This is a genomic window from Streptomyces eurocidicus (assembly GCF_002891295.1).
GTDB lineage: Bacteria > Actinomycetota > Actinomycetes > Streptomycetales > Streptomycetaceae > Streptomyces > Streptomyces eurocidicus.
In genome coordinates, this window is sequence record NZ_LGUI01000003.1 from 984,438 (window position 1) to 1,010,847 (window position 26,410).

General features: G+C 68.5%; 23 protein-coding genes and 1 riboswitch. Of the genes, 10 read left to right on the forward strand and 13 right to left on the reverse strand.

The window, feature by feature from the left end; all coding sequences use genetic code 11:
- The first annotated feature begins 245 nt into the window (after positions 1-245).
- The 4 genes from AF335_RS14300 (at position 246) to AF335_RS14315 (ending at position 5,818) form a co-directional block, all read left to right on the forward strand.
- Positions 246-1,391, forward strand: coding sequence for a PP2C family protein-serine/threonine phosphatase (locus tag AF335_RS14300; RefSeq protein WP_102918664.1), 1,146 nt, complete (start codon positions 246-248; stop codon positions 1,389-1,391).
- Positions 1,392-1,609: 218 nt separating this feature from the next.
- Positions 1,610-1,754, forward strand: a riboswitch (cyclic di-AMP (ydaO/yuaA leader).
- Between the two features lie 11 nt (positions 1,755-1,765).
- Entirely contained in the window at positions 1,766-3,241 is a 1,476-nt protein-coding gene (locus AF335_RS14305) for a M23 family metallopeptidase (protein WP_244927012.1), read from the forward strand.
- Positions 3,242-3,340: 99 nt separating this feature from the next.
- Positions 3,341-4,831, forward strand: coding sequence for an MFS transporter (locus tag AF335_RS14310; RefSeq protein ID WP_102918665.1), 1,491 nt, complete (start codon positions 3,341-3,343; stop codon positions 4,829-4,831).
- A 30-nt stretch (positions 4,832-4,861) separates the two neighbouring features.
- Entirely contained in the window at positions 4,862-5,818 is a 957-nt protein-coding gene (locus AF335_RS14315) for an aldo/keto reductase (RefSeq protein ID WP_102918666.1), read from the forward strand.
- A gap of 49 nt (positions 5,819-5,867) precedes the next feature.
- Here AF335_RS14315 and AF335_RS14320 read toward each other — a convergent pair whose 3' ends face one another.
- A complete protein-coding gene (locus tag AF335_RS14320; protein WP_102918667.1) occupies positions 5,868-6,167 on the reverse strand; it encodes a hypothetical protein in 300 nt (99 codons plus the stop codon).
- A gap of 149 nt (positions 6,168-6,316) precedes the next feature.
- A complete protein-coding gene (locus AF335_RS14325) occupies positions 6,317-6,748 on the reverse strand; it encodes a MarR family winged helix-turn-helix transcriptional regulator (RefSeq protein WP_102918668.1) in 432 nt (143 codons plus the stop codon).
- 123 nt (positions 6,749-6,871) lie between these two features.
- Here AF335_RS14325 and AF335_RS14330 point away from each other — a divergent pair, with 123 nt between their 5' ends.
- Positions 6,872-7,339 carry an SRPBCC family protein gene (locus AF335_RS14330; RefSeq protein WP_170127685.1) on the forward strand — a complete coding sequence of 156 codons (468 nt, stop codon included), beginning with the start codon at positions 6,872-6,874 and terminating at the stop codon, positions 7,337-7,339.
- A 24-nt stretch (positions 7,340-7,363) separates the two neighbouring features.
- Here AF335_RS14330 and AF335_RS14335 read toward each other — a convergent pair whose 3' ends face one another.
- The 4 genes from AF335_RS14335 to AF335_RS14350 all read right to left on the reverse strand — a co-directional run bounded on the left by AF335_RS14335 (position 7,364) and on the right by AF335_RS14350 (position 10,043).
- The gene (locus tag AF335_RS14335) at positions 7,364-7,789 is read right to left on the reverse strand and encodes a class I SAM-dependent methyltransferase (RefSeq protein ID WP_107503480.1); all 426 of its coding nucleotides are present in this window, start codon (positions 7,787-7,789) and stop codon (positions 7,364-7,366) included.
- A gap of 24 nt (positions 7,790-7,813) precedes the next feature.
- Positions 7,814-8,650 carry a hypothetical protein gene (locus AF335_RS14340; RefSeq protein WP_228772922.1) on the reverse strand — a complete coding sequence of 279 codons (837 nt, stop codon included), beginning with the start codon at positions 8,648-8,650 and terminating at the stop codon, positions 7,814-7,816.
- A gap of 332 nt (positions 8,651-8,982) precedes the next feature.
- The gene (locus AF335_RS14345; RefSeq protein ID WP_102918671.1) at positions 8,983-9,198 is read right to left on the reverse strand and encodes a DUF397 domain-containing protein; all 216 of its coding nucleotides are present in this window, start codon (positions 9,196-9,198) and stop codon (positions 8,983-8,985) included.
- Positions 9,198-10,043 carry a helix-turn-helix domain-containing protein gene (locus tag AF335_RS14350; protein ID WP_102918672.1) on the reverse strand — a complete coding sequence of 282 codons (846 nt, stop codon included), beginning with the start codon at positions 10,041-10,043 and terminating at the stop codon, positions 9,198-9,200. The genes AF335_RS14345 and AF335_RS14350 overlap by 1 nt, the downstream gene beginning before the upstream one ends.
- A 196-nt stretch (positions 10,044-10,239) precedes the next feature.
- On the opposite strand from AF335_RS14350, the gene AF335_RS14355 reads away from it, so the two are divergent.
- The 4 genes from AF335_RS14355 (at position 10,240) to AF335_RS14370 (ending at position 15,063) form a co-directional block, all read left to right on the forward strand.
- On the forward strand, positions 10,240-10,857 hold the full coding sequence (locus AF335_RS14355) for an ATP-binding protein (RefSeq protein ID WP_221505612.1): 618 nt from the start codon (positions 10,240-10,242) through the stop codon (positions 10,855-10,857).
- A 272-nt stretch (positions 10,858-11,129) separates the two neighbouring features.
- The gene (locus tag AF335_RS14360; RefSeq protein ID WP_107503481.1) at positions 11,130-13,172 is read left to right on the forward strand and encodes a helix-turn-helix domain-containing protein; all 2,043 of its coding nucleotides are present in this window, start codon (positions 11,130-11,132) and stop codon (positions 13,170-13,172) included.
- Positions 13,169-14,140, forward strand: coding sequence for a hypothetical protein (locus AF335_RS14365; protein WP_102918674.1), 972 nt, complete (start codon positions 13,169-13,171; stop codon positions 14,138-14,140). The genes AF335_RS14360 and AF335_RS14365 overlap by 4 nt, the downstream gene beginning before the upstream one ends.
- A complete protein-coding gene (locus tag AF335_RS14370; protein ID WP_244927013.1) occupies positions 14,137-15,063 on the forward strand; it encodes a DUF6339 family protein in 927 nt (308 codons plus the stop codon). Before AF335_RS14365 ends, AF335_RS14370 begins: the two co-directional genes overlap by 4 nt.
- Here the strand turns inward: AF335_RS14370 and AF335_RS14375 are convergent.
- The 6 genes from AF335_RS14375 to AF335_RS14400 all read right to left on the reverse strand — a co-directional run bounded on the left by AF335_RS14375 (position 15,032) and on the right by AF335_RS14400 (position 23,492).
- Positions 15,032-16,261, reverse strand: coding sequence for a DNA cytosine methyltransferase (locus tag AF335_RS14375; protein ID WP_102918675.1), 1,230 nt, complete (start codon positions 16,259-16,261; stop codon positions 15,032-15,034). The two genes, AF335_RS14370 and AF335_RS14375, sit on opposite strands and share 32 nt — an antisense overlap.
- A 72-nt stretch (positions 16,262-16,333) precedes the next feature.
- The gene (locus tag AF335_RS14380; RefSeq protein ID WP_376697853.1) at positions 16,334-17,392 is read right to left on the reverse strand and encodes a DNA cytosine methyltransferase; all 1,059 of its coding nucleotides are present in this window, start codon (positions 17,390-17,392) and stop codon (positions 16,334-16,336) included.
- The gene (locus AF335_RS14385) at positions 17,389-20,367 is read right to left on the reverse strand and encodes a Z1 domain-containing protein (protein ID WP_102918677.1); all 2,979 of its coding nucleotides are present in this window, start codon (positions 20,365-20,367) and stop codon (positions 17,389-17,391) included. The genes AF335_RS14380 and AF335_RS14385 overlap by 4 nt, the downstream gene beginning before the upstream one ends.
- Positions 20,368-20,413: 46 nt before the next feature.
- Positions 20,414-21,394: a PD-(D/E)XK motif protein gene (locus tag AF335_RS14390; protein ID WP_102918678.1), complete on the reverse strand. Its 981-nt coding sequence runs from the start codon at positions 21,392-21,394 to the stop codon at positions 20,414-20,416.
- Complete coding sequence (locus AF335_RS14395; protein WP_102918679.1) at positions 21,384-22,922, reverse strand: ATP-binding protein; 1,539 nt, start codon at positions 22,920-22,922, stop codon at positions 21,384-21,386. Before AF335_RS14395 ends, AF335_RS14390 begins: the two co-directional genes overlap by 11 nt.
- A 144-nt stretch (positions 22,923-23,066) precedes the next feature.
- Complete coding sequence (locus tag AF335_RS14400) at positions 23,067-23,492, reverse strand: very short patch repair endonuclease (RefSeq protein WP_280524627.1); 426 nt, start codon at positions 23,490-23,492, stop codon at positions 23,067-23,069.
- A 139-nt stretch (positions 23,493-23,631) separates the two neighbouring features.
- Between AF335_RS14400 and AF335_RS14405 the strand changes: the two genes are divergently transcribed.
- On the forward strand, positions 23,632-24,849 hold the full coding sequence (locus tag AF335_RS14405; RefSeq protein WP_102918680.1) for a DNA cytosine methyltransferase: 1,218 nt from the start codon (positions 23,632-23,634) through the stop codon (positions 24,847-24,849).
- Positions 24,850-24,908: 59 nt separating this feature from the next.
- Here AF335_RS14405 and AF335_RS14410 read toward each other — a convergent pair whose 3' ends face one another.
- Positions 24,909-26,261 (reverse strand): PrsW family intramembrane metalloprotease, encoded by a 1,353-nt coding sequence (locus tag AF335_RS14410; RefSeq protein WP_102918681.1) that lies wholly within the window; start codon positions 26,259-26,261, stop codon positions 24,909-24,911.
- Positions 26,262-26,410 lie beyond the last annotated feature (149 nt).

The window sequence follows — 26,410 nt, forward strand, 5'->3', positions numbered from 1 at the left end:
CGTTTGAGGACCGGGGTCCGGGGCGGAGCCCCGGGTTCGGGAAGGGGCGGGTAGGGGAAAAGCCCCGCACGTACCCCCGCCGTACCCACCGAGGCCCGCCCGATCCCCGCCGCGCCGCAGGCCCCCCGCTTGGCCCACCACCGTTCGCCCCCACGCCCCCCACCCGGAAGGGTAGGCCGCGTGACGTGCGGGACGTCCGGTCAGGAGAGAGCGCGGTGGGGAACCGATACGGGCACCGGAACCCCATGGCCAGGCGGGTCGCCCGCAGGCTTCCGGCGGCCCTGATCGCCGCCGGCGTCTTCTTCGACCTGGCCACCCCCTCCCACTACACCAGCGCCCCGCTGCTCTCCGCCGCGCCTCTCGTCGCGGCCCCCCTCTCCTCCTGGCGTGCGACCGCCGGCGCCGCCGCCGCGGCCACGGCGGCCGCGATCGCGCTCGCCTTCTACGATCGCGCGGACGACTTCGGCGCGTCCCTGAGCGAGGTCCTCGCCATCGCGGTGGTCTCCCTGCTCGCTCTCGGCATCAACCGCCTCGCCCGCCGCAGCTCCCAGCAGCTGGCCTCGGCCCGGGGCATCGCCGAGACCGCCCAGCGCGCCGTACTGCCGGCGCCTCCCGCCCGTATCGACAGCCTCCGCATCGCGGCGCGGTACGTAGCGGCGCAGGCGGACGCCCGCATCGGCGGCGACCTCTACGCGGTCCAGGACACCCCGCACGGGGTGCGCGTCATCGTCGGCGACGTACGGGGCAAAGGGCTGGAAGCGGTGGAGGCCGTCGCCGTGGTGATCGGCGCGTTCCGGGAGGCGGCCGAGCAGGAGCGCACGCTGGAGGGGCTCGCGGAACGCCTGGAGCGCGCGTTGCAGAGAGAAGGCTCCCGGCGCGCGAACCTGGATCAGTTCGAGGGCTTCACCACGGCCGTGCTGGGGGAGATGCCGCCAGGTGAGCCCGTCCTGCGCCTGGTGAACCGGGGCCACCCGGCGCCCCTGCTGCTCTACACGGACGGCCGCGTCGGAGAGGCGGAGCCCGCCGTTCCCGCCCTGCCCCTCGGGATGGGCGACCTGGGGGTGTGGCCGGACCGGGTGGAGGAGTGGGAGTTCCCCACGGGAGCGATGCTGCTGCTGTTTACGGACGGGGTCACGGAGGCCCGGGATGCGAACGGTGTCTTCTACGACCCGAGGACGCGGCTGTCGGGCCGCCCCTTCAGGAGCCCGGAGTCGCTCCTCGACGTCCTCGTCATGGACGTCACCCACCACTCGGGCGGGCACACGGAGGACGACATGGCGCTGCTCGCCATTCGGCGCGGGGACGGCCGATATCACCGTGCGGTGACCGGGGCGGCGGCCGGCGCGGCCGCGGTGCAAAAGGCGGCCGGCACCGTACGTAGTGGATCTTGATCCGTTTGTGCGAACGGATACCTGCTCAGGTAAGCGCCCGGGTGTGCGAACTGACGAATGATCATCTGTCGACGCATCGTAAAGTCTGGCCAAGGAGTCGGCGGATTCACGCTTTCGGCTTGGATTCCGGCTGGCAAGTCTATTAACGTTCGATAACGCAGCGCGGTCCTCACAACCGCCGTAAGAGGCGGCGCCGTGCGCCTTCGCCGAATCCCTCGGGCACAGCTCCACCTGCTCCACCAGCGGTATCTGGGAACCGGGGAACCACCAACCCTGGGGTGAATCGGGCCGTACCCCGGCCCGTAGGAGACCTTCCTGCTCCGAACCCGTCAGCTAACCCGGTAGGCGAGAAGGAAGGAAAGGAGAACGCCCCCGTGGCGTCCAACGAGCCTGCCCTCGGCGACAGTCCGCTGCCGCACGTCCCCTCTCCGTCCGGGTACGGGATGCCGTACCCGACGGATTACGCCGCCGGGCACACCCTCGGTCGCATACCCGAATACGTGCCCGAGTACGTGCCTGATTACGACACCGGGTACGAGGTCGAGTCCGCGTCGTACTCGCCCGGTGCGTACGCGCCCGGTTACGAAGCCGCCCATGTGCCCGAGTACGCGGCCGAGTACGGGTCCGAGCCGTTGCCCGGCCCCGTTCCAGGACTCGTTCCCGGATATATGCCTGCGTACGTCGAGCGGGACGCGTACGCCGAGCCGGACGAGGGCCACGCGGCCCCCGGCACCCCGCGCGCCGCGCCCGTACCCGGCGCTCCCGCCTCCACTTCCGCTTCCGGTTCCGCTTCCGCCCGGGGCCGGCACCGGGTGGCCAAGCAGCGCGGCGGCACGATGGCCCGCAGCGGCGCGGTGCTCGGCGTCGGCGTGATGGCGGCCGTCGGCGCGGGCGGCATGGCGAGCGCCCAGGACCGTCCGCCGGCCCCGATCTCCGTACCGGACCTGACGCGGATACCCGTCGTCGGGGCGTTCATGGACATGGGCGACGACGGCGGCGAGGACGTGAAGACCGCTGCCGCCGCCGCTGCCGGAAGAGCCGCTTCCGAGGCGGTCGCCGCCGCGCCCGGCGCCGATCAGCCGCTGACCCGGGCGGGCCTGTCCGCCGAGGACGCGGCCCGTGGCGCGGCGACGGCGGGCGAGGCGCTGCGCGCCCGCATCCTCCAGCAGGCGGAGTACCAGCAGAACGCCGCCGAGGACGAGGCGCGCGCCACCAAGGCGCGGGAGGCCGTGGAGGCGCAGCGGGAGGCCGCCCGGGAGCGGGCGGCGGAGGTGAAGGCCGCGGAGACGGCGGCGCGGGAGGCGGCCGAGGCTTCGGCGGCGGCGGAGGCCGAGGCCAAGGAGTCGGCGGCGAAGCAGGAGCGTTCGCCGTCCTCGTCCGGGTCTTCGTCTTCGTCGTCGTCCAAGGGGTCCTCCGGCAAGGCGTCCTCCGGATCGGGAACGGGCGCGCGCTCGGGCTCGTACAGCCTGCCCGTCGGCTCGTACACCCTGACCGCGGGCTTCGGCCAGGCCGGCGGCATGTGGTCCGCGAACCACACCGGTGAGGACTTCGCGGCTCCGACGGGCACGCCCGTCAAGGCGGTGGGCGGCGGCACGATCACCCAGGCCGGCTGGGCGGGCGCGTACGGCTACCGCATCGTGCTGCGCCTGGACGACGGTACGGAGCTGTGGTTCTGCCACCTGTCGTCGATGGTCGTGACGTCGGGGAAGGTCGCCGCCGGGGACGTCATCGGCCGGGTCGGTGCGACGGGCAACGTCACCGGTCCGCATCTGCATCTGGAGGTCAGGCCGGGTGGCGGCGGCCCGGTGGCCCCGTTGTCGTGGCTGCGCGCGAGGGGGCTCCAGCCCTGAGGCGGGCCCGGCGGGGGCCGGGCCGCATACGGCTCCGCCGGGCTGCATACGGCCCCCGCCGCGCTGCATACCCGGCGCGCGAGTGGATACCCGGCGTGCGTGACGGCTCACGCGACGCCCGACGCGACCTCCGACGCGACGATCACCACCTCGGTGCCCGCCCGGCTCGACCGGCTGCCGTGGTCGAGGTGGCACTGGACGGTGGTGATCGGCCTCGGCACGGTCTGGATCCTCGACGGCCTGGAGGTCACGGTCGTCGGCAACATCGCCGGCCGGCTGTCGGAGTCCGGCAGCGGTCTGCCCGTGACATCCGGGCAGGTCACGGGCCTGGCGGCGGCGCTCTACGTGGCGGGGGCCTGCACGGGGGCGCTGTACTTCGGCCGGCTGACCGACCGGTTCGGCCGTAAGAAGCTCTTCATCGTGACGCTCGGGGTCTACCTGGCCGCGACCGCGCTCACCGCGCTGTCCTTCTCCTCCTGGTGGTTCTTCACGTTTCGCTTCCTGACCGGCTTCGGCATCGGCGGGGAGTACGCGGCCATCAACTCCGCCATCGACGAGCTGATACCCGCCGCCTTCCGGGGCCGCGTCGACCTGATCATCAACGGCAGCTTCTGGCTGGGCGCGGTCGGCGGCTCCCTGCTGTCCCTCGTCATGCTGGACACCGGCATCTTCCCGATGGACGTGGGCTGGCGGCTCACCTTCGCCCTGGGCGTCGTCCTGGGGCTCGTCATCCTGCTCGTGCGCCGCCATGTGCCGGAGAGCCCGCGCTGGCTCTTCATCCACGGCCGGGGCAAGGAGGCCGAGGACCTCGTCGCGTCGATCGAGCGGCGGGTGGAAGCGGAGAAGGGGCACGGGCTGCCGCCGCCCGAGGGTGAGATCACCATTCACCAGCGAGGGCCCGTCACCTTCGCGGAAATAGCCCGTACGGTCTTCTCCGACTACCGGCGGCGGGCGATTCTGGGCCTGTCGCTCTTCATCGGGCAGGCGTTTCTCTACAACGCCATCACCTTCGGCTTCGGTGCGATCCTCACGACGTTCTTCGGCGTCTCCACCTCGCGCACCGGCTACTTCTTCGCGGTCATCGCGGCGGGGAACTTCATCGGCCCGCTGGTGCTCGGAAAGCTCTTCGACACGGTCGGCCGGCGCGTGATGATCTCGTCGACCTATCTGCTCCCCGGCGTCCTGCTCTTCGGCACGGCCTGGCTCTTCGGGGCCGGCCGGCTGACCGCCACGACCCTCACCGCCTGCTGGGCGGTCGTCCTCTTCTTCGCCTCCGCGGGCGCGAGCAGCGCCTATCTCACCGTTTCCGAGATCTTCCCGATGGAGACGAGGGCCATGGCGATCGCGTTCTTCTACGCGCTGGGCACGGCGGCCGGCGGCATCAGCGGCCCGCTGCTCTTCTCCGACCTGACCAGCAGCGGCGTCGTCGGTGACACGGTCCTGGCCTTCCAGATCGGCGCGTCGCTGATGTGCCTGGCGGGCCTGGTCGCGGCGTTCCTCGCGGTACGGGCGGAGGGGCGCTCGCTGGAATCGATCGCGGCGCCCCTGTCGACGAAGCACCCGGGCCCCGTACCGGCGACCGCGGAATAACCACACCCCACAAGGGAGTTAAACCGGAACATGGCTCACAACCACGCTCACAACCACCAGAAGATCGGCAACCTTTCCGTCCATCCGCTGGCCCTCGGCGGCAATGTGTTCGGCTGGACGGCGGACGAGACCGAGTCTTTCGCGGTCCTCGACGCGTACGCGGCGGCGGGCGGCAATTTCATCGACACCGCCGACGCCTATTCCGCGTGGGTCCCGGGAAACAGCGGCGGCGAGTCCGAGACGGTGATCGGCAAATGGTTCGCCTCCCGTGGCAACCGCGCCGACATCGTCCTGGCCACCAAGGTCGGCGCGGGCTATCCCGACCGGCGGGGGCTGTCGTCGACCGCGATCAAGACGGGTGTGGAGGATTCCCTCCGCCGGCTGGGCACGGATTACATCGACCTCTACTACACGCATTACGACGACCTGTCGGTGCCGGTCGAGGAGTTCCTCTCGACGCTGGACGCGCTGGTGAAGGAGGGCAAGGTCCGCGAGATCGCCGCCTCCAACATCACCCCGGAGCGCCTGGCGGAGGCCCTGGAGTTCTCCGACGCCGAGGGCCTGGCGAAGTACGCCGCGATCCAGCCGCACTACAACCTGGTCTCGCGCGAGACGTACGAGGGCGAACTGGCGGCCGTGGCGGCGAGGCACGGCCTGGCGGCGGTCCCGTACTACGCCCTGGCGTCCGGCTTCCTCACGGGCAAGTACCGCCCCGGCACCACCGTCGACAGCCCCCGGGCGGAAGGCGCCGGCAAGTACTTGTCGTCCGAGCGCGGCCCGCGCGTCCTCGCGGCCCTCGACGAGGTGGCCGCGGCGCACGGGGCCGAGGTCGCCACGGTCGCCCTGGCCTGGCTCGCGGCCCAGCCGACGGTCGCCTCGCCACTGGCGAGCGCCCGCACGGTGGAGCAGCTGCCGGCGCTGCTGGCGGTGGCGGACCTGAAGCTCGCGGAGGCGGAGCTGGCGCGGCTGACGGAGGCGTCGGCGTAAGGGAGGGCGGGGTGGGCGCTCAAGACGGCGCCCACCCAGTACATACGTCTCAGCCCCGGCTCTCCACGACCCAGGAGGCCAGCGCGACCCCACCGGCCACGGCGAACACGGAAGGCCAGGCTCCGACCTTCTTGGCCAGCGGGTGCGACCCGCCGAACGCGGCGACGTAGAGCCCGGTCAGCGCGGCGGCCTTGGGCGCGCCGACCGTGCCGTTCCACTGCCGGGCGGCCACGGCCCCCGCGGCGGCCAGGGCCACCCCGCCGAGCGGCCGCTTCTTGGTCCACCGGGCGATGCCGTACCCACCGACGAGCCCACCAGCGGCAACAACAGACGTCGGAATCCGAACCATCCCGCAACCTCCGCATCAAAGACGAACGATCTGCCCCAAGCTAACTTCATGGGCTACGCGCCACGGAGAGCGGGGGAGCCGGCCGTTACCCGAGCCGGCCGCTACCCGAGCCGGCCGCTACCTGAGCCGGCTGTCACCCCAGCCGACCGCTACCCGAGCCGGCCGAGGTTGCCCTCGACGCGGCTCAGCAGCTCGGCGAGGCCGGCCCGTTCCGAGTCGTCGAGCCCGCGCAGGGTGAGCTCCTCCAGCTCCCGCCACGCCTGGACGACCTGCTCCTGAAGCGCCTGCGCGGCGGCGGTGGCCTCGACGAGGACCGCGCGCCGATCGGTGTCACTGCGCCGCCGCCGGACGAAGCCGGCCTGCTCCAGCCGCTGGACCATCCGCGTCACGGTGGACGCGTCCAGACCGAGCCGCTCGATCAACTGAGCCTGCGGCTGCGGCCCGTGATCCCACAGCTGCATCATCAGCAACTCCTGCCCGGGGTGGAGGCCCAGGCTGCGGAGCAACTGCCCGGCGGCGGCGCGGTGGACGCGGGCGACGCGGGCGAGGGCGTGGCTGACGGTGTCGTGGGTGGCGGACATGGAGGTGATTGTACAAGCAAGGATATGGATCGTCGTCGCGGCTGATCCCAACTACTGCTTGCGAAACCCTCCATGGAGGCATTTAATTGGCCGCGCAAGCAATTGGTGATCAAGGAGGATGTCATGCGAACCATCACCGCGACCGTGCCGGTCAACGAGCCCGGGCGGACGGACCAGGTGCGTCTGGACCGCGACGAGGTGTGGGAGGGGCTCCTGGACAAGGCGCGGAACGCGGTGCCGTACGTGGCCGGGATGCAGGAGTGCACCGTCCTGGAGCACGGGCCCGACGGCCTGGTGCGCGAAGTGGTCATCGCCGGCGAGCGGGTACGGGAGGAGGTGGCCTTCCACCCGAAGCGCCGGGTCACCTTCTCCCGCCGGGACGACCGCGCGACGTGGCTGATCCACAACGACATAGGCGAGGACGAGAGGGGCCTCACCCTCACCTTCAGCGCCACGATGGAAATCCCGGAGGGCGAGGAGGGCGACGGACAGGCGGAACGCGTACGGGAGGGCTACGTCGCGGCACTACGGTCGACGTTGGCCCGCACCCGGGAGAACGTTGCCGCTGGGCGCGCGCTTTCCACGCGCTGAGGCCACCGGCAAGCGGCCGTCTCGTCACCCGGGTGCTCGGGCGGACACCACGAGGGTTCCGATGTCACCTTCCTGGGGCGCAGGAAGAATGTCGGCGTCGATGTCGGTGAAGCCGTGGCGTTTGAGCGTGTCGGCCCAGACCGCCGGGGGGTACTGCCAGCGCAGTACGGTCAGCTCGCCTTCCCGGCCTTCGAGCCACTTGCCGCGCATCGGCTGGGGTCCGTACGAATCGGTGACCGGCTCGGCCTGGGAGAACGCGAATGTACCGCCAGGGTTGAGGCGCTGGGCGATGAGTGGGAACAGGTCCTCGGGCTCGGTGAACCAGACGACGCCCCATACCGAGTAGATCGCGTCGAAGGCCGTTGTGGCCGAAGCGAGGAAGTCACGTGCTTCCGCGTGGACGAAGGACAGCCCGGGGGTGTTCTCCCACAAGGTGCGGGCGCGGGCGATCTGGACGGGGGCGTGCTCGGCTGCCTAACGGTTGGTCCGGGCAAGCACGCGCAATTGCGAGACGCGAGTGTGGACAGCGTCCCATTCTGAGTCGGACAGTTCCAGGCTCTGCGCGTCGCCGCGACAGCCGCGGCACAGGCCACCGGGGAGCGCTTCGGGACGGCCAGGGGCGCCGCAGCCGGTGCATTCCATCACCCGGTGAGGCGACGGTGCGTAGGCGGTCTCCGGACGCTCGGGAGGCAGCCTGTCGATGAGCCTCTTGCGGGTGAAAGCGCCCGGGCAGTGGATGACGTCGGGGAGGCCGGCTGTGAGGATCCGCGCGAACTCCAGCGGCGTGATCCCCCGCGCGAACCACTCGACGGCGAGTTCCTCAAGGGCGGCGCACTCGGCGGCGGAGAGCGTCAGCCGAGGATCGGAGCAGCCAAGGCTGGCCAGGGCGATGTACGCGGGCGAGCGCTCGTTCCGCGCTCTTTCCCGGGACGTCTCCTGGGCCGGGGGCGCGGCCGGCGAAGGCGCGGACCGCCGGGAGTTGCGCGCCAGGAAGGTCTCCCACCAGGCATCGTCACGTGCGGTGCGGGAGAAGTATGAGCGGGACACCCACTGCGTACAGCCTTCGACGGGCTCCCTGAAACGCCGCAGGTGACCGGCCGCGGACAGGGCCTTGAGGGCGGAGGCGACGGCCTGCTGACCGTAGGCCGGAAGCTCCTTGGCGAGGGTCTTGATGTCGACGGCGGCGCCGTCGGGAAGCCGGTCGAGGTGAGCGGCGATGGACGCCTCGCGGGCGGGGAGGTGGGCGAAGTCGCCGCGGGCGCGCGGGGCTTGGTCGGGGGCGGAACGCTTCCCGTACCCGGAGGCGGCCATGGGCGGAGAGGTAGGGTTGGCGGAAGCCAATGAGATCACTGTTCCTGATCTTGGAGGTCAGACCCCGGCATGGTGTTGGTAGCACCGGCCGGGGTCGTTTGTTGCGCCGCACGCTACACGCTGACCACGGCGCGTGCTTGCGGAGTTGCGCAAAGTCATGTGGGCGTGCTTACGCGCGAGGCTGGGTGGGAGGGGGGGAGAAGCCCTCCACCCATTCCTTGCATGGATCGCTCGAATCCCGACCCCCGAGTCTCAGGTGCTCAAATCCCCTGGTGGCATGGCCCGACGATGCCGATACCGCTACCGAACCCCGAGCTTCGGGCGCCCGGGCGTCAGGCGATCGCGCCGCGTCGTACGCCTTCCACGAACTCCGCCCACGCCGTGCACGAGAAGGTGAGAACGGGGCGGCCCGCGCCCTTGGAGTCGCGAACGGCGGTCATGCGGTCCGTGGTACGTGCCATCTCGACGCACTCGGTTCCGGCGCCGCCGCTGTACGAGGACTTCACCCACTGAAGGGTGCGCACCCCGAGGCGTATATCGCCGTCCATCAGAGCTCCTTGCAGGCCCGTTCGATGGCTGCCGCAGACGAATCGACGTCCAGCGCCCGCTTGCACAAATATTCGAAGGCCAGCTTATAGCGCTCCAGTTCCTGCGTCTTCTCCATGAACAGGCCACCGTCGAGGATGTCGAGGTACACGACATCGAGCAAGGGTTCCGGGCCGCCGAGGATGAGGAAGCTGGTTGCGGCGGACGCGTGGGCGCCTGCGGAGAACGGGAGGATCTGCAGTGTGATGTGTGGTGAATCTGTGCAGTCCAGAAGGTGTCGAAGCTGCGTGCGCATGGTGTCGCGGTTTCCTGTGACCCGCCGGACCACGGCCTCGTCGAGTACTACATGCAGGCGAGGCGGCTCGTCCCGCCACAACAGCGCCTGTCGCTTCGTGCGAATGTCGACCCAGTGGGCGACTTCCTGCTCTGTGTAGCTCACTTCCGAAGCCCTATGAATTGCTTCGGTGTACGCACGAGTCTGGAGCAGGCCGGGCACGTACATGCTGGCGTAGTGATCCTCCCGTACCACTTCGTCCTCGAGGGTCAGCATGAGGTTCATGGACTCGGGGACGGGATCTGCCAGGGAACGCCACCACCCTTGAATCCTGGCGCTCTTGGCCAACTCGACAAGGGCCTGACGCTCGGCGTCGGGCGCCCCGTACTCACGGCACAGAGCGTCGACAGCGGGCCACTTGACCGGCCCTTCCTTGGTCTCGTACCTGCTCAACGTGGCCTTTGAGATACCCACGAGCGCGCCTGCCTCTTCCAGCGTGATGCCTTTGCGCTCACGCAGCCGGCGTAGGTGGGCGCCCAGCTGACGCCTGCGGGTGGTTGGTCCAACTGCCATGCTCGCGGCCCTCCGTGTGAATCATGCCGAGCCTGCACGGGGCTCTATGTCGGGCGCAAGGGAGTGCGCGCCGGGGCGCGCAGGCTGTTGAGTGCTTCCTGTCTCTCGATATGAGAGTTCCATTTCAAGACACCCCATGCCACGCTCGGGTCCGACCTCCCCCACCCAACTCGCCGCAACAGAAGGTGAGATCAACATGAACAAGAACCCGGGCTCCGTGTCACGCACGAGCTGCGAGATCCCCTTCCTCGCTGTCCCTGAACGGCTCGGTCACCTCCGAAGGGCCTTGGCCTCGAACCTGAGACTCTGGGGAGTACCTGGCCTCCTGGGCCCGGTCCAGGAGTGCGTGACCGAGCTCATCACCGACGTTGTCACCCATGTGGGAGCCGAGACGCCGACGTGGGTGACGGTCTCGCTGGACGGCGCGCATCTACGGGTCGAGGTCCGAGATCCCGATCCGCGGCGATTCCCAGCGCAGGAACAGGGCCCCGACCGGTGCCAGGCTGTCCGTCGAGGTGTGACCATTCACGACTACGGCAAGACGTCCTGGTGCGAGCTCGCCACGGGCCTTCCTGCGACGGAACGCCCCGCGGCGGACCCTCGGGTAGCCGGCGCCGAGGCAGTACTCACCCTCTACGGCCGAGGCCCCGCAGCCGGCCGAACTGGCTCTCCGCTCGCCCGCGCGGCGTCAGAGGAGGCGGCGACAGAACTCATCGCCGACCTCCTCCACTGGCTCCAAGCCCACGGCACTGACCCGGACACGGCCCTGGACCGCGCCCAGATCCGCTTCGAATCGGGCTTTGTGCGGACTTGACCTGAGTGTGTCGTACGGGCGGGCGTCTCTCCGCCCGTACTGCGTTCCGTAGGTGCGGCTCGCGGCCGACACCTTCGGCGATCGTGTGAACTTCTATCCGATTAGAGAACAATTTCACGAAGTTGCTTCGGTGCCGTGCCTCATTCGGACGTTCTTGATATTAGGAAAGTAAATTTGATGGCCTGTAATTAACCGCGCTAGTGTGCGGGAAGGGAGTCAAGGGGCGGGGAGGGTGTGGCGTGCCGCAGGATTTTTCGACGTGGCTCAAGGGGATGCTGCGGCAACGAGGGATGTCCCAGAAGGAGTTGGCGGCGGCTATCGACGTGACACCGGCAGCGGTGACCGCGTGGGTGGTCGGCCGTTCCGTGCCCCGCTACGAGAAGATCGCTGCCATTGCCCAGGCGTTGGGCGTCGCCGCCGAGGATGCGGTCAGCAGGCGCCCACCCGCAGTGTCGTCGTCCGAACTCTCTTGGATCTTCCGGAAGGCACCCGCCGACGGAGGTCGCGAGGGTGGCAACGCGGCGGCCTTCGCCTTTGCGGCCAATCTGGAGGTCCTCGCGCGCGAGGCGACGCAGAACAGTCTCGACGAACGCCTGCCCGGCGGGGGGCCGGTCCTGTCGCGCTTCGTGCTGCACGAGGTCACGGGGCAGCACCTCGAAGCCTTCTTGGAAGCGCTCCGATGGAGTGAGATCGAAAAGCACCTCCGGGCCGCCGCCGACCCCGGACAGAAGGTTGGTCGGGTACTGCTCGACGGTCTCCAGGAGCTGGACCGTACGAAGCGCCTCGTGCTGCTGAGGGTGGACGACTTCAACGCCACTGGTCTGACCGGCCCGGACTACTCCGACGGCCGTTTCGCCCGGGTGGTGCGCAGAACGTTGGACAGCGGGAAGGCAGGAACCCAAGGAGGGTCCTACGGGTTGGGCAAGGCCGCGCTGTGGGCGGCGAGCCGCTTCGGCCTGGTTTTGGTGAACAGCACGCTCTCCGAGAGCCAGGACGGTCGGTACGAGCGCCGTATGGCCGGCAGGCTCGAACTGCCTTGGCACGCCTTGGGCGCGGACGAGTTCGCGGGCCCGGCATGGTTCGGGGTGAAGGATCCGGACCGGGCAGACTCGGCTCGGTCGTGGTGGGGGGACCGGGCGACGGCGCGGAGCTTGTACCTGGAACGGGAAGACACGGCGCCTGGGACGTCCTTCCTTGTGGTCGGGGCCTACGACGGTTCCGGGGACACCGAGCAGCTGGAGGAGATGCACGAGCGCCTGGTGGCGGGAGTCGCCCGCAACTTCTGGGCCTCCATGGTGGGAGGCGAGAACGCGGATCCGCTTCTGCGGGCCTCCGTGACGTCGTGGCGTAACGGGCAGATCGTCAGGGCCGAGGAGCGCATCGATCCCCATCGCCACGAACCGGCCCGGTCCAGGGCTGTCAAGGCGTACCTTGACGGCGACACGGTCTCCGAACTGACAGCACGTGAGGATGTCCTCCAGGTGACGGTGCCGCTCAAGCTGCCGCGCGCGAAGGACGCGGCGGGTGCGGGACCGAACACGTCCGGGACGCACGACGCGGTGCTGCTCATCACGCCCGCCGGCGACGACGAGCCCCGACCCGATCACATCTCGTACATGAGGGCCACGCGAATGGTGGTGAAGAGTAAAAAGGTCGGCGACCTCCCGATGGGGCACCGGAGCTTCCAGGCCGTCCTGCTCGCGGGTGCTGCCACACGGAGGGAGACCCCCGACGTGGCGTCGGCCGAGCAGCTCCTCCGGGCCTCCGAACCACCGGACCACAACGACTGGACCGGAACCGAGGACCTCACCGCGATGTACGTGCGGGGTGCGCGGCAATGCGTCGTGAACTTCAAACGGGATGCGGAGCAGTCGGTCCGTGAGGCGCTCCGGGCCGACGACGCAGAGCAGAGCGAGGAGGAGGGGCCGGAGGTTCTCCGGGAGCTGCTCCGGCTCGACCCGCCCAAGGCGTCCCGGACACAGGGCTTCCCGACGATCCACGCGGTCGAGGGACACGTCGACGAGCAGTCGGCGTGGCGCGTGACCGTGACGGTGAAGTACCCCGAGCGGGAGGAACCGTGGGTACTCGCCCCCGTGGTCAGGTTCATGGGACGTGACGGCGGCGGTATCCCCGTGCGGTGGGCCGGCAGTCTGGTTCCGGTGAAGAACTGTGAGCTGACCGAGGCCGGGAATCTAGCGTTCCGTGGTCGGAGAGGCGTCTTCAGCGGGGTGACGGACGCCGCCAGTCATCCGGTGCCGGCGGTCATGTCGCGCATCGAGGTGGATGTGCCCCGAGCGAAGGAGGCGAAGGCGTGAAGGCAATATTCCCTTACCCCGTTCTGACCGGTGAGATCACTCTGGTCGCGGACGAGGTCATGGTTGACAACACGCCTCGACCGCTGGGTCTGATCTCCGACCGGGAGCACGTGATCGCTCTGCACGAGGTGAAGGGGCGGTGGAACGAGATAAGGATCAAGGTGACCGTCACCGCGGACGCCGGTGAGCTGGCGGCCGGCCCGTGGACCGCGCCGATGTGCGTCGCCGTCGTACGCAACAGAACCACCAAGATCCGCCACACGTTCGAGCTCCGCCCCGAAGGTGCCGGGACCTGGCGAGGGGCGGTCGAACTGCGGAAGGGTGAGCAGCTGGACGCCTGCGAGATCGATGCCTGGGTCGTGGCGGAGGTCGGAGGCGAAGCCGGCCGTCTCATCGGGACCGCGAGGGACCGCTGGCGGGCGGACTTCGAGGCCGCATCGCCCACACAGCGGCGCTCCATCAAGATGATCTGGAAGGATTTCACCGAAGAGGCCAACCAGGAGTTCGCCGAGTTCCGGGACGACCCGTGGCTCCTGGACGCACAGGCCGACGAGCCCGTTCTCTACCTGAATTCCGGCGTGGAAGGACTGCGCGGAGTCCTGGAGCACGCGACCACCACCGAGCAGAAGATCACCCGTGAGGTGATGGCCGCGCAGATAGCCTCCGAGTCGTGGGCCGCCATGTTCAACGCCGCCCTCTATGCGAGCGGGACGGAGGACGGGCAGGTGCAATGGCCCGGCGGGTGGCACGAGGACGTCCTGAGACGCATGCTGCCGGATCTCTTCACTGACCGGGCCCCGGGCGACGCACTTACGGAACTCGTCGAGAAGCGGGCCGAAGGGCAGAGCGGAGGGGACCTGCAGAGGCGGGTGATGCATGCCGCTACCCTCCAGTCACGCAAACCGAAGGCTGTGGCGAGCGCGCTCAAGTCGCTCGGCCGGATGGCCAATGCGAAGGAGTCGGTGTGAACGCGGCAGAGGAGGCGACGACTCGCGGCGACATCGGCCGACTCCCGTCGTCGGTCGCTCTCAGGACACTGACCTCGGGGGTCCTGGCCGGATTCGAGCCGATGCCGGACCGGCGTCTCCGCCGGGCCGCCGAATTTTCCGGGACCGGGGCGTCGCGCCGGGCCGTGGAGCCCGTACGCCTGCTGTGCGACGAGGCCATGAGACGTTTCCGTGACCAGCCACCCACGGCCTCCGACGCCTGGCTCGCACCCAGGCTGCACTACGCGCTGCGGATCACCAGGGCCGAGGCCGCGGACTCGGGGCTGTGGAACTTCCTGGCCCTGTGTGCGGCGCCGGACTTCGTGCGGTGGCGTTGGGGCCGTCCACAGGACGGCGAGCGTCGGGTCGTGGGCCAGGTGGCCCGGTACTGCGGGCCCTGGCACTCCCAGTGCTTCTCCCGGCTGTGGTGGGCGGCGGAGCTCTTCCGGGACGGCAAGGACTACAAACCGGTCGAGGTCGCGTGCCGGAACCAGGATGTTCTGAACACGGTCCTCCGACAGGAAATGGCCCTGCACCGCCCCGCCGCGCAGGCGATCGTCCGTGTGGCCACGACGGGCCGGCAGGTCAACGGCTTGGCGAAACTCGCCTACGCGGCGTCCGCCACCATGATCTACGAGGTGCTCGCCCCTGACGAGCCACAGGACGCCGACGCCTTGCAGGACTGGATCGACGCGATCGAGGAAGCGTCGCCGGCACCTGACGACCGCCTGCCCGTGGGGCCGGATGACGGGCGGGTGGACGAAGCGTCCACAGCGGCGCTGGTGGAATGGTTCGAGCGGCTCGCGGAGGTGGCTCCGGTGCGGGGCCGGAGGCTCCTGGAGGAAGGGGCGGAATCGCCCCGGCCTCAGGGGGTCAGTCTGGACAAGCCCGGGCTTCGTCTCTGAGCGTCTTGTACACGACCGAGGCCAGTGCCTTGGCGAGGCCGATCGGTACGGCATTGCCGATCTGACGGGCGATCTCGATCTTGGTCCCGTGCCATTTGAAATCTTCCGGGAACCCCTGGATCAGGGCCATCTCGTACTGAGTGATCGGGCGGTGCTCCGTGGGGTGGAGATACCGCCCCTTCTCCGGCTTGTACGCCTCGGTGCGGATGGTCACGGAAGGTCGGTCCGCGTGCATGCGCCCCATGACGTCGCCGGAGCCGTTGTTGTGAGCGTCCCAGCTCGGCGTGGAGAGGTAGATGCACCGGTCCTCGAGCTCCACCCATTTCCCGCGCAAGTCGTGTCGATTTCCGCCGGGCGGGATAGCACGGTAGCGGGCGAGGGAGAGCATTTCCGGCGTGCGTCGAATGTGGAGCTCGTGGGTGAAGAACGGCCCCGGTTGCTTGAGGCCCAGTGGGGAGTCGTCACCGCCCGGCCGTTCAGGCATGTCCCGCAATTCCACGAACCGTGTTCGGTCGAACACCGCGGGCCCCACCGCCACCCAGGGCTGAGGAGGTTCGGAGTCGCCCGGGTCCGCCAACGCCGGCTGCCACGCGTCCGCCTTCCGATCATGCGTCGGACGAGGGTGCTTCGTGACCGGCAGGTCCTTGTGGGTGCCGATGACGATGGCGCGCTTGCGGGCCTGCGGTACCCCGTAGTCCGCCGAGTTCAGAATCTCTACACGCAGCTCGTATTCCTCGAGCTGCTCGCCGGGCGCCGTGATTTTCTTGAGTTCTTCGAATTGACCCGAGCGGAGAAAGCGGTCCACGTTCTCCATGATGAAGATCTTGGGGGAGACCTTCTTGACCACTCGAATGTATTCCTGCCAGAGCTGGTTTCGCGGGTCGTCGGCCTTTTCCTTACCGAGGCCCGAGAACCCCTGACACGGCGGCCCGCCCAGAATCACCTCGGAGCCGATGAAGTCACCGGGATCCCATTCGCCGATGTCACCGGCGTGCACTTCGGCTTCCGGGAAGTTCGCTGCATACGTGGACGCCGCCGCCTCGTCGAACTCCACCGCTGCCACGGAGACGAACGGTGACGCGGTGTGCCCCTCGGGCACGTACGCGTGGAAACCGGTCGAGAAGCCTCCGGCGCCCGCGAACAGGTCGATGACCTTGATCGGTTCGACGCGGGGGGAGTCGGAGGCGGCACTGGTCATGGTGGGAAAGTCTAGTCTGCGGAGACGCCTGAGCCGATAGAGCGTGGAGGGCGCGTGGGGCACGCTCGGCTCTCATTCACGCCCCGGACCCCCTTCATCGCCGAGCGCGGCGGCTATCGCCCGCCCCATGGCCGCGGCGACGGGCGGTGGTGAGGCGTGACCGATCTGACAGTACCGGGACGTCTTGTTCCCCCTCAGTTCCCAGCGCGGGGGAAAAGACTGGAGGGTGGCGACCTGCGGGATAGTGAGCTTGGGGAGGAGCTTCCGGTCCTCGGTTTCCGGCGGCCAGGGGAAGTCCTGGGCAGGCACCGCGTCCCCGAGAGAGTTGCCGTTGACCCCCAGCTTCTCCCACGCGGCTTTGCTGCCGCTCTGGCCGAGGTCGGGTCCGCCCCGGTTCTTTGATCCACCGACGATCGTCGGCGCAGGTCGGGCCGCCCACGCGGCCCAGTCCGACGCGTGCGGCCAGCCCCGTTCCGCCATGGAGAACTCGAGTACGTCCCCCACGGTGGGCGTTTGATTCACCACGGGCTCGGGCCACTGGAACCGGCCCGTGTAACCCTTTCGCAGCGCCACGAAGAAGCCCTGCCTCCGCTCCTGGGGGACGCCGAAGTCCGCCGCGTCGAGGACCGTGCGATGCAGCTCGTAGCCCAGGTGTTCCAGCTCATCACGGACAAAGGCGCGAAGATCGGTGAGGTGCGCGGACTCGACCAGATCCGCGATGTTCTCTATCAGGAGGGCTCGGGGCCGCACCGCGTGCACCAGATAGATCGTCGCCTTCAGGAGCCGACGCGCTTCGAGGTCCTGCGGAAGCTGTTTCCCACCGTTCAGCGACCTGACCCGAGGTGGACCGGCTGCCATGAGGTCCACGTCGTAGAGGTACGGATGCTCCGCGGGATCGAAGGTGAGCAGGTCGGCCTCCAGGACGTTCCACTCCTCCCTGTTGGCGCGGAGGGTTTCACATGAATCCCGGTCGTTGTCGATCAGAGCCAAGGGCGCGAATCCTGCCTGTTCCAGCCCGAGGGCCTGTCCTCCGGCGCCGGCACAGATCTCGAGAGACGTGAAGCGGGGCGTCGGCACGGCGGATCTCCTGGAAGGCTCGGGTGGAACAGGCGAGGAAGGCGCTCGGGTCACTGCGAGATGATCGCTTCGTTCTCTCGGGACGAGTCGATCGTGGTGAACCGGACCACCTGATTGCTCCGGCCGCGCGCCGCCGAAGGGGCGACGAAGGCGAAGGCCATCACTACCTTGCCGGGGTCGATGCGCCCGTCCGGAGTGATCGCATCCGCGTTCCGCTTCTCCACGATCGGATACAGCGCGATCACTCCTCGCCGTTCCCTCACGTACTGCTCGGTGGCGGCATCCCCGCAGGAGGGCAGCGCACCGGCGATCCGGAGCAGCGCAGCGCGGTGTCGCGGATTGCTGATCGCGCCGAACAAGGGGTCGCGTCGCCGCTCCACGCCGAACCACGAGAAGGGCCGGGCGGAGTCGCCGAGGACGATCTGCTGTCGCCGGGCGGTGTGCTGTGGAGCCACCACGAGCCAGTCGTCGATCTGCCCGGAGTGTTTGGTGATCTCTTCCAGGTAAGCCAGGTGGGGGGCGAACTGCTCACCGGAGTGCCATTTCAGGGAGGACAGAACGCTGAGCACCGTATCCGCGGGCACGGCGCCGACGAGGGCGTCCACACGGTGGCGCCTCGCAACGTCGTCGAACTCGTAGGTGAAGGTCGTCGGGGCAGTGGGCAACTGTTCCAGGATCGGAGTCCAGAGCCCGACGTTGTGCCGGAGTGCTGCCGGCTGTGTCGGGTAGGCCGTCGGCTCCTGCCATTCACCCGGGGACCGGACCTCTACCAGCCGGGCGTTGTACATCTTGTTCGGACTGGTCGGCTTGAGCCAGGGAAGGTGCTGGGAGACCAGCGGCGGCACCTGGGCGGGGGTGACCTGAGGACGGCCGTCGACCAGGACCGAGTACTGGGCGAGCTGGGCTCGGAAGGACTCCTCGTCCCGGCAGATGGCCCCGAACCCCTCGTAGAGGTCGAGCTCCTTGCTGCCTGCCGTCTCGTTCCGGCCGATCCAGAGACGCACCAGGTCGCGATAGCCCTCGCGGAAGCCGAACCAGCGGCCCATCTGCATCATGGTGGAGGCGTTGCCCGCACGGCGGCGGTAGTACGAGACGGTCAGACCTTCCACGGTGAAGCCGCGGGACAGCTTCTGTCCGCCCAGCAGGATCTTCCAGATGGAGCGGCGCTCGAAGTCGGCCTCGCCGCTCTCGATGTCCTTGTCGCCGTTGACGACGATGACCGGGTTGAGATCGCCGCCGATGCGGGCCGTCGCGGCACCTACGTAAGGGGCGAGCTTCTCGAACGATTCCGGAACGGCGTAGCCGTCGGCCCGCTCACGGGAAACGGGGAGCAGGTCGGACTCGAAGAGCTCACGCAGGCGGGCGTGACCGGCCGCGCTTGTGTAGCCGGACTCGTCCCACAGCTTGAGGATGCGACCCTTGAGCTCTCGGTGGTCGGCGGTCAGCCGGGACTCGTGCACCAACATGGTGTGGTGCCGATACGTCTCCGGCGGGACCAGCGGATCTTCGGTCTCCCGGAAGATTTTGATCGCGGCGGTGAGGACGAACATGTCTATGGCCCGCCGGAGCGAGAGGTCGTCGTCCTCCTCTTCGGAGGCGTCGATGGACCGTACGTAGGCCAGCTCGTTGGAGTTGGCGAAGGTACGTTCGTCCTCCGGCACCAGCAGCGGGTCGAGGTCGTGGAAGTCCTGGACACCCATGTACCCCTTCGGGCGTGACAGGGAGATCAGGAAGTCCTTGGGGAAGATGTCAGCGGTGTCACTGGGGTCGATGAACACATTGGCGAACGGGGTCGCGGTGTAACCGACGTACTGGGCACGGGGGAGCAGGCTGAGCAGCTCCGAGAGCTTCTCATTGATCGCGGTGCGCTCCGCGTTGCCGTTGCGCCGGGGGTTGACGGTGTTGACCGATGCTTCGTCGGACTCGTCATCGATGATCAGGGTGGGGATCTCACCGAGGAGCCCGCTGATCTTTTTCAGGTCCTTGACGAGCTTGGCCAGCACCGTCTTGTTCTTCTTGACCACCATCAGCCGGGCTGCGGCGTGGTCCAGGTTCCGAGGGTCGTGCAGCGGGAGCGACTTTTCGCGCTTCTCGATCTCCAGGGCCCGGATCCCCTGGGCCAGGGACTTGTAGTCGTTCTCCCGCGTGGTGAGGCGCTCGATATCGAAGGCACCCAGTTCGGAGGGCAGCCCGGAGTGCTTGATGAAGCGGTCACGCAGCCAGTCGCGATCATCCGCGTAGTCCGACTCGGTCTCTACCGTCCCGCGCAGGATGTTCTCCCGGCCGACGAGCTCCATGTCGAGCCGCCGCTGGGTCTGGCCGCGCAGCAGGTTCAGAGTTCCGCCGAGCACGATGACGAGGCGGTAACCCGCGTCGACAGCCTTGGCGATAACGCCGGTGAAATTCGCGGTCTTGCCCGACTGGACGTATCCGACGACAAGGCCCTTCGACTGGTACGCCTCGACGGACGTGGGGTCCGCCAGCCGTTCCACAACGCGCTCGGCGGCATCGCTCACATCCGCGACTGTCTCGTCCGGCCAACCCTTGACTTCGCGCAGGTAGCGCTCGTACGCGGGCCAGTACCAGTCGACGCCCCGGGGAGTCCCGATGCCGCGCCACGGCGTGTACTCCTGGCTTATGACCACCGGACCCGTCTCTGTCGTGACGGGGATCGCGTCGTCGAGGAGCTTGCGTGTCGCGGCTTCCAAGCCGAGCCGGTCGAACACGGCTGACCGCCGTCCCTCGGTCCGGCTCTCGCTGCCCGAGCACCAGGAACCGGCGGAAGTATCCGTTGCGCGGTCCCAGTGGGTGAGATGCCTGCGCCACAGCTTCAGCAGGGCGAGCGACTCCTCGGTGTCACGGGTGACAGCGTCCCGGAACGCGGCTTCGGACGAGTCCACGGTGATGCCGTGCACATCGGCGTGGAAGGCGACGATCGTGGACAGGGGCATGGGTTTGCCGGCCGGCATGCCCTCCAGGGCACTCCGGTGCACTTCCAGGAGAGCCTTGTCGTTCTCTGTGGACGTCATGTGGTCGTTCCTCGGCTTGCTGCGGGCGGGTAAGGATGCTGGTCGATCACTGGGGCAGCCGGAATGGGCCGCGCAGGGCCTCCGGGGGCTCGGGCGACGGGTCCAGCCCGGTGAGGTCGATGCGGTAGTCGATGTCCTTGATCCGCTCGGCGGTCTCCTTCGGGAGACTGCTCAGGACGGAGCGGCTCAGGGAAGGGAAGTGATCAGCAGCCTCCAGCACGAGCGGGGCAGCGCGTATCCTCCACCGCTCGTCGTCCTGGCCGCACGGGAGGCCGAGTCTGTCGAGGAGCAGATCGAGGCGGTCCAGAGCGGCGGGTGCCTCTTCGGCGACCTTGCTCTGGACGGACTCGACGCACTGCGTCAGCGTTCGCCCGCCCGCGCCTCCGCGGGTGACCTGTACGGAGACGAACCACAGAGGTCGGCCGGGCGAAGGCGTCAACTGGCCGAATCCGTGGACCGAGTGCTCACGCTCCTCTGTGGAGGTGGTCTTCACCTCCACGTCGTACACCTCGGTGCTGAAGTCGTGCTCCTCGTCGAGCGGGCCCTTCCATGAATCGACAGCGCTGCTCCAGCCATGGGTCTCAGCCAGGTTCTCCAGGACCGCCAGTTCACCCATCAGACCTATTCGCTTCTCTGCGGACAGCCCGCGCGGCCTTTCGAGCAAGGCTCGCCAGGCGCGCACCGTCTCAGCGAATGCCTGCTCAGGGGTTCGGTGTCCCACGGTCACCCGGTCGGCGACAGAGCAGAGGAGGTCGTGGAAGTCGCGCATCAGGGTGCGCTGCGTCGTGCGCAGCCGCGCCATACGGAGGCCCTGGTAGGCGATCTCCTCCACACGTATGAGGGGGTGCGGTGAGCGGGGAAGTCGTTGTCGTGGGCTCAGCTGGAGGTGGAGCGCTATATCGCGGTCGTCCGAGACGACGTAGTCCACACGGGGGGAGCCGGAGGACGCCAACGGGAAGGAGACACTGAGACCCGACTCGAGATACTCCTCGACCTCGGACCAAGAGGCTCGGCTGTCAGCTGTCATGGTCGGCTACCCGGTCGAGCTCACTGCGGGCGGCCGATACCAGGATCGACTGCCACATCTGCAGATTGTCCTTCTCCCGGGAGCCGCTGTACTCCTTCTCGAAGACACGGTGCAGCATCAAGTACATCAGCGACTTCAGCAGCGGGGCATCGTTGAGACTGCCGTCCCGACCACCCAGGATCGCTCGGCGGTAATGCTGATTGAGGGCGACCAGACGCTTCTCACGGTCCAGTTCGAAGAAGAGATCTGTGTCGAGCTTTTGCCACACCATCGAGATGGGTTCCTCGAGGGGGAGCAGGGGAAGCTCTTCCTCGATAGTGGCCCGCACCTCGGGGGCGAGCCCACGACCTGGTCCGATCACGGGCTTCCGTTCCGTGCCGGAGCGCTTGCGGGCCTCTCGATAGGCGGCGTCCGCGTCCGCGAGGTACTGCGTGAACGGACGTCCCCGTACATCGGTGGCCTTTTCCAGCCCTTCGATGAACTCGGGGGACGTGTCGACGCCGGACTTCTTCACCGTAAGTCGGAAGATGTCGTTCGGCACTGCCGGCAGGTCGACGGCGACCCTGGCGAGCGCGAGGTGTTGTTCGGGCTGGCGGAAGTTGTTCCAGCCGCCGGCCTGCACAAGACGGTCGTTGCGGTAGAAGTAGAAGCCCTGACGGTCGGCGACCGGGCCCACTGCCCGGTACTCGTCGAGGTTCGACTTGGGCGTCCAGACGTGGGCTTCGAGAGAGAGATCGATCGCCGCCCCCGGAACGGTCGTGGTGAATCGACGCGGATAGTCCGCGCTTCCCGACACCGGGTATCCGAACGGGTCGAGGGGTTCGACGCCGAAGTCCAGGTACACGGTACGCGTACGGACGTCCTCGACAGCGATCGTGATGTTGAAGTCGTTCCGTGCCAGGAAGCGGTGCAGGTACAGGCCGAGGTGGAGCCCGAGCTTATTGATCGTCCGCTGGAGGTAGCGATCGGTCTGACCACCACCGCCGTGCTTCGGGAAGTCTTTGACCCCGTCCCACCGGACAACGGTGCCCTGCCATTGAATGGGACGGTTGTTGTCGTATCGGTCGATCAAACTCTGCGCGTAGGCGGGGTCGACGATGTCGCACTGGAAGTCCGCTCGCGCATGCTGCATCCGCCACCGCCGGCCGACCGTTCGGGTCCGCTTGGTGGTGCTCACGACGGTGACGGCGCCGGCGTGCGACAGCGAGGCGGATTTGAGCCCGGTGCCGAACATGCCCAGGGCGCCCGACGCGTAGCCCCGGCGGCCGCCGACGGTCATGGCGACGTCCAGCGCCTCTTCGTCCATGCCGTGGCCGTCGTCGACCACGAGAAGTGAGACCAACCGGTCGTCGTCCCGGAGGAAGTGGATCACCACGTCCTTGGCGCCCGCGTCGATGGAGTTGTCGACGAGGTCGGCTATGGCGACCTCGAACCCGTATCCCTGGCTGCTCAGAGCCTCGACGTAACGGGGGTCAGGCGGCAGGTGCTTGCTCCCTGTGGTGGGAACGTCGAACTTCCAGTCGGTCATGTTCAGCCTTGGCATCCAAGTGGGCGGCTCAGGTTACGTGCGGTGACAGAATCTGTACGACCGATAACGACCGTAGTCCACATATCTGACAGTGAGGCCCGATCCGTGTAATTGGATCGGTCACAGCGGGTGCGAGAACGGAGCTCAGCGTCGGGACGCCCGTGCCGCGGCGACGGCAGCGGCCACGTCGGCGGCCACGGTGGTGGGGGCCTCGTGTTCCCAGAAGCGCAGCACTGTCCAGCCTGCCTCGATCAGCTGCTCGGTGGTCTCCTGATCGCGGGCGACGTTGCGATCCAGCTTCTGCCGCCACCAGTCGGCGTTGGCCTTTGGGCTCGTGGCGTGCTGCGGGCACCCGTGCCAAAAGCAGCCGTCGAGGAAGACGGCGACTTTGATGCCGGGAAATGCGATGTCGATGCTGCGCCGCGGCATGCCCGGCACCTTGCGCTGGAGTCGGTAGCGATGCCCTGCCTTGTAGAGGAGGCGCCGCACCGCCATTTCAGGGGTCGTGTCGCGACTCGCCTGCCGACTCATCTCGGCCGACTTGCGAGGCGAGGAAGGGATGACCGGCACGCGTCCATTCTGCCGGCGAGCGGGTCTGTTGGAGGCTGTTCCGAGCTCGGCACAGTAGCTTATTTTCAAACGCTAGTTCGATATGTCACTCCCGGGTGTGAGACTGGGGTATCTGCTCACGTCGCAATGAGGGGGGACTGTGAACTCCAGCGAAACATCGCTGACGTCGATCGAAATCTGTGCCGGTGCCGGGGGGCAGGCGCTCGGTCTGCATGCCGCCGGGTTCCGGCACCTTGCTCTCCTGGAGATCGACGGGCACGCCTGCGAGACCTTGCGTGTCAATGTGCTGCAGCACCCTGACTGGGCCGGCTGTGAGGTCGTCGAGGATGACGTGAACGCCGTCGACCCGTTCGTGCATCCGCAGCTCGTGAAGTTCGGACTCCAGCCCGGCGAGCTGGACCTGCTTGCCGGGGGTGTGCCCTGTCCGCCGTTCTCGATCGCCGGAAAGCAGCTCGGCGAGGAGGACGAACGGGACCTTTTCCCGCGGATGCTCGAGCTGGTGGAGCAGCTCCTGCCCAAGGCCGTCATGATCGAGAATGTCCGCGGGATCCTCGACGCGAAGTTCGCGCCATACCGCGCCCGCATCGTGGCGGAGCTCCGGGGCTACGGGTACGAGTTCTGTGGCTGGCAGCTTGTCGAGGCCCGGCGTTACGGAGTCCCTCAGCTGCGCCCGCGCGCCATCCTTGTAATGATCCACAATGCGTACCTGAAGGACGCCGGGTTCGAGTGGCCGACCGGTGACGACGGAATCGTTTCCGTTGCCGAGGCGCTCGAGGAAACGATGCGAGAGCGGTACGAACCGTACGGTGACAGAGGTCTGGCCACTTTCCGGGAGTGGCAGGGGAAGGCGACCCTGCGAGGGTCCGAGGCGCCCACCCTTGTCGGAGGGTCCAAGAAGCACGGCGGCGCCGACCTTGGGCCCAGCCGTGCCAAGGCCACGTGGGAGTCACTCGGGGTCGACGGATGGGGCGTTGCGAACGACCCTGAGGAGTGCGCTCCGGAACGGGACCTCTTCCGGGAGAAAGGCCCCATGCTCACCGTCGAGCAGGCAGCGATCATCCAGGGCTTCCCACGCCACTGGAAGTTCCAGGGCAGGAAGACGGCCCGTTACCGCCAGGTAGGCAACGCCTTCCCGCCTCCGGTCGCGGAGGCCGTGGGCAGGGCGATCGCGGCGGTTCTCCGCCCTGATGGGCAGCCGAGCTCGTCAGCGGACGATATCCGCACGGTGATTCCGGCCGTTCGTCGGGATACCGCGGTCGGTACCCCGAGTCATAGCCCCGTCGTGTCGGAGCTCGCGGAGTTGGGGCAGCTCACGTTCCCGGAAGCAGAACCTGAGCGCGTAGGCCCGGCCTCCTGATTAGGAGCATCGGGCTCCGTCCCTCGAAGTGACGGCCGCTAACGGGCCGGTCCCGGGCTCTACCAAGGCCCGGGGCCTCGTACGCCTTGCCACCCCTGTGAGGGCGCGGACCATCCCGGTGCCGTAGCCACAAACGCCCGCGGCACCGCCGTCGACGCATGCGCCAGCGCCGGCTGTGCCAAGTGCTTGCGTTGCCACAGATGGTGCAGGAGTTCCTGTTCGCGGGACGTGAAGTCCGGGCCCGCTGTGCCGTTGTGGGCGCGTTGGCGGAGGAAGGCCAGGGACGTCGCGAAGGAGATGTACTCGGCCACCGCGCGGGCGGCCGTCGGGCCGCCGGTGCGGCGGGCCAGGTCGCGGGCCATGCCGCGGGCGCGCATCGACGACAGGGCGATCGGCTCGGGCGGAGTGAGCCAGCCGGCCGCCTGGTAGGCGGGCAGGTGGGCGCGTACGGTGCGCAGCTCGTTCTGGCGGGACCAGATCGTCAGCCAGGTCAGGGCGCCGAAGACCGGGACCATGAACAGGCTGTAGACCGCCAGGAAGCCCACGGCGGGCAGGCTCGCCGAGCCGTTCCAGACGCCGTGCAGGACCATCGCCGTCAGCAGGGCCGCCAGCGGTATCAGGAAGCGGCGCACGCGTCGGTGCGGGGCCAGGGTCGCGGCTATGCCGAAGCCCAGGCCCGTCATCGACGTGAAGAGCGGGTGCGCGAACGGGGACAGCAGGACGCGGATGAAGAACGTCGCCGCCGTCGTCGAGCGCAGCCCCGTGTAGCCGAAGCTCTGGTCGTTGGCGAAGGCGTTGCCCAGATAGAGGATGTTCTCCGTGAAGGCGAAGCCGGTGGCGGTGATGCCGGCGATCACCACGCCGTCCACGATCCCGTTGAAGTCCCGGCGCCGGTAGAGGAACAGCAGCAGCACCGCCGCTGCCTTGGTGCTCTCCTCGACCACCGGCGCGACGAACGTCGCGCCCCACGCGTTCGCGTCCGCCCGCTGGGCCGCGTCGACCGTGTTCAGCAGCCACTTCGTGGCGTAGCCGTTCGCCAGGATCGCCAGCAGGGTCGCCGCGCACGCCCCCCAGGCGAACGCGAAGATCAGGTTCCGCCAGGGCTTGGGCTCGACCCGGTCCATCCAGCGGAACGCCGCCACCAGCAGCGGTACGGGCAGCACCGCGAGCCCCAGGCCCACCAGGAAGCCCTCGGTGCCCGTCTGTTCCCGCACCAGCGCGAGGATGACCAGGCCGCAGAGCGCGAGCAGCAGGATCAGTCCGCCCGCGCGCACCGCCTTGTTGTCCCACAGGGCCCGGCGCGGCTTGTAGCGCCAGCCCGCCGGCGCGGGCAGTGCGGGGAAGCTCGGCTGCTGTCCGTGGGCGGGCGCCGGCCCGGCGATCGGCTGGTGGTGGGGCGGGGACTCATGCACCCGATGACCCTAACGAAGGGCCCCCGCGGGACGGGGGCCGTTTTCCGCCCATGAGACGGACATCCCAGTCCCACGTACCCCCACGTACCCCACGCACCCCGGGCGGCCCGGGGTGCTCCCCGGGGAGTACCGGGCTCTCAGGAGCCCGG

Excerpts from the sequence above, each read along its gene's own strand:
- AF335_RS14300 (WP_102918664.1), top strand. The coding sequence starts at position 246 with ATGGCCAGGCGGGTCGCCCGCAGGCTTCCGGCGGCCCTGATCGCCGCC.
- AF335_RS14315 (WP_102918666.1), top strand. The coding sequence starts at position 4,862 with ATGGCTCACAACCACGCTCACAACCACCAGAAGATCGGCAACCTTTCC.
- AF335_RS14320 (WP_102918667.1), bottom strand. The coding sequence starts at position 6,167 with ATGGTTCGGATTCCGACGTCTGTTGTTGCCGCTGGTGGGCTCGTCGGT.
- AF335_RS14325 (WP_102918668.1), bottom strand. The coding sequence starts at position 6,748 with ATGTCCGCCACCCACGACACCGTCAGCCACGCCCTCGCCCGCGTCGCC.
- AF335_RS14330 (WP_170127685.1), top strand. The coding sequence starts at position 6,872 with ATGCGAACCATCACCGCGACCGTGCCGGTCAACGAGCCCGGGCGGACG.
- AF335_RS14340 (WP_228772922.1), bottom strand. The coding sequence starts at position 8,650 with ATGGCCGCCTCCGGGTACGGGAAGCGTTCCGCCCCCGACCAAGCCCCG.
- AF335_RS14345 (WP_102918671.1), bottom strand. The coding sequence starts at position 9,198 with ATGGACGGCGATATACGCCTCGGGGTGCGCACCCTTCAGTGGGTGAAG.
- AF335_RS14350 (WP_102918672.1), bottom strand. The coding sequence starts at position 10,043 with ATGGCAGTTGGACCAACCACCCGCAGGCGTCAGCTGGGCGCCCACCTA.
- AF335_RS14355 (WP_221505612.1), top strand. The coding sequence starts at position 10,240 with ATGAACAAGAACCCGGGCTCCGTGTCACGCACGAGCTGCGAGATCCCC.
- AF335_RS14360 (WP_107503481.1), top strand. The coding sequence starts at position 11,130 with ATGCTGCGGCAACGAGGGATGTCCCAGAAGGAGTTGGCGGCGGCTATC.
- AF335_RS14375 (WP_102918675.1), bottom strand. The coding sequence starts at position 16,261 with ATGACCAGTGCCGCCTCCGACTCCCCCCGCGTCGAACCGATCAAGGTC.
- AF335_RS14385 (WP_102918677.1), bottom strand. The coding sequence starts at position 20,367 with ATGACGTCCACAGAGAACGACAAGGCTCTCCTGGAAGTGCACCGGAGT.
- AF335_RS14390 (WP_102918678.1), bottom strand. The coding sequence starts at position 21,394 with ATGACAGCTGACAGCCGAGCCTCTTGGTCCGAGGTCGAGGAGTATCTC.
- AF335_RS14395 (WP_102918679.1), bottom strand. The coding sequence starts at position 22,922 with ATGACCGACTGGAAGTTCGACGTTCCCACCACAGGGAGCAAGCACCTG.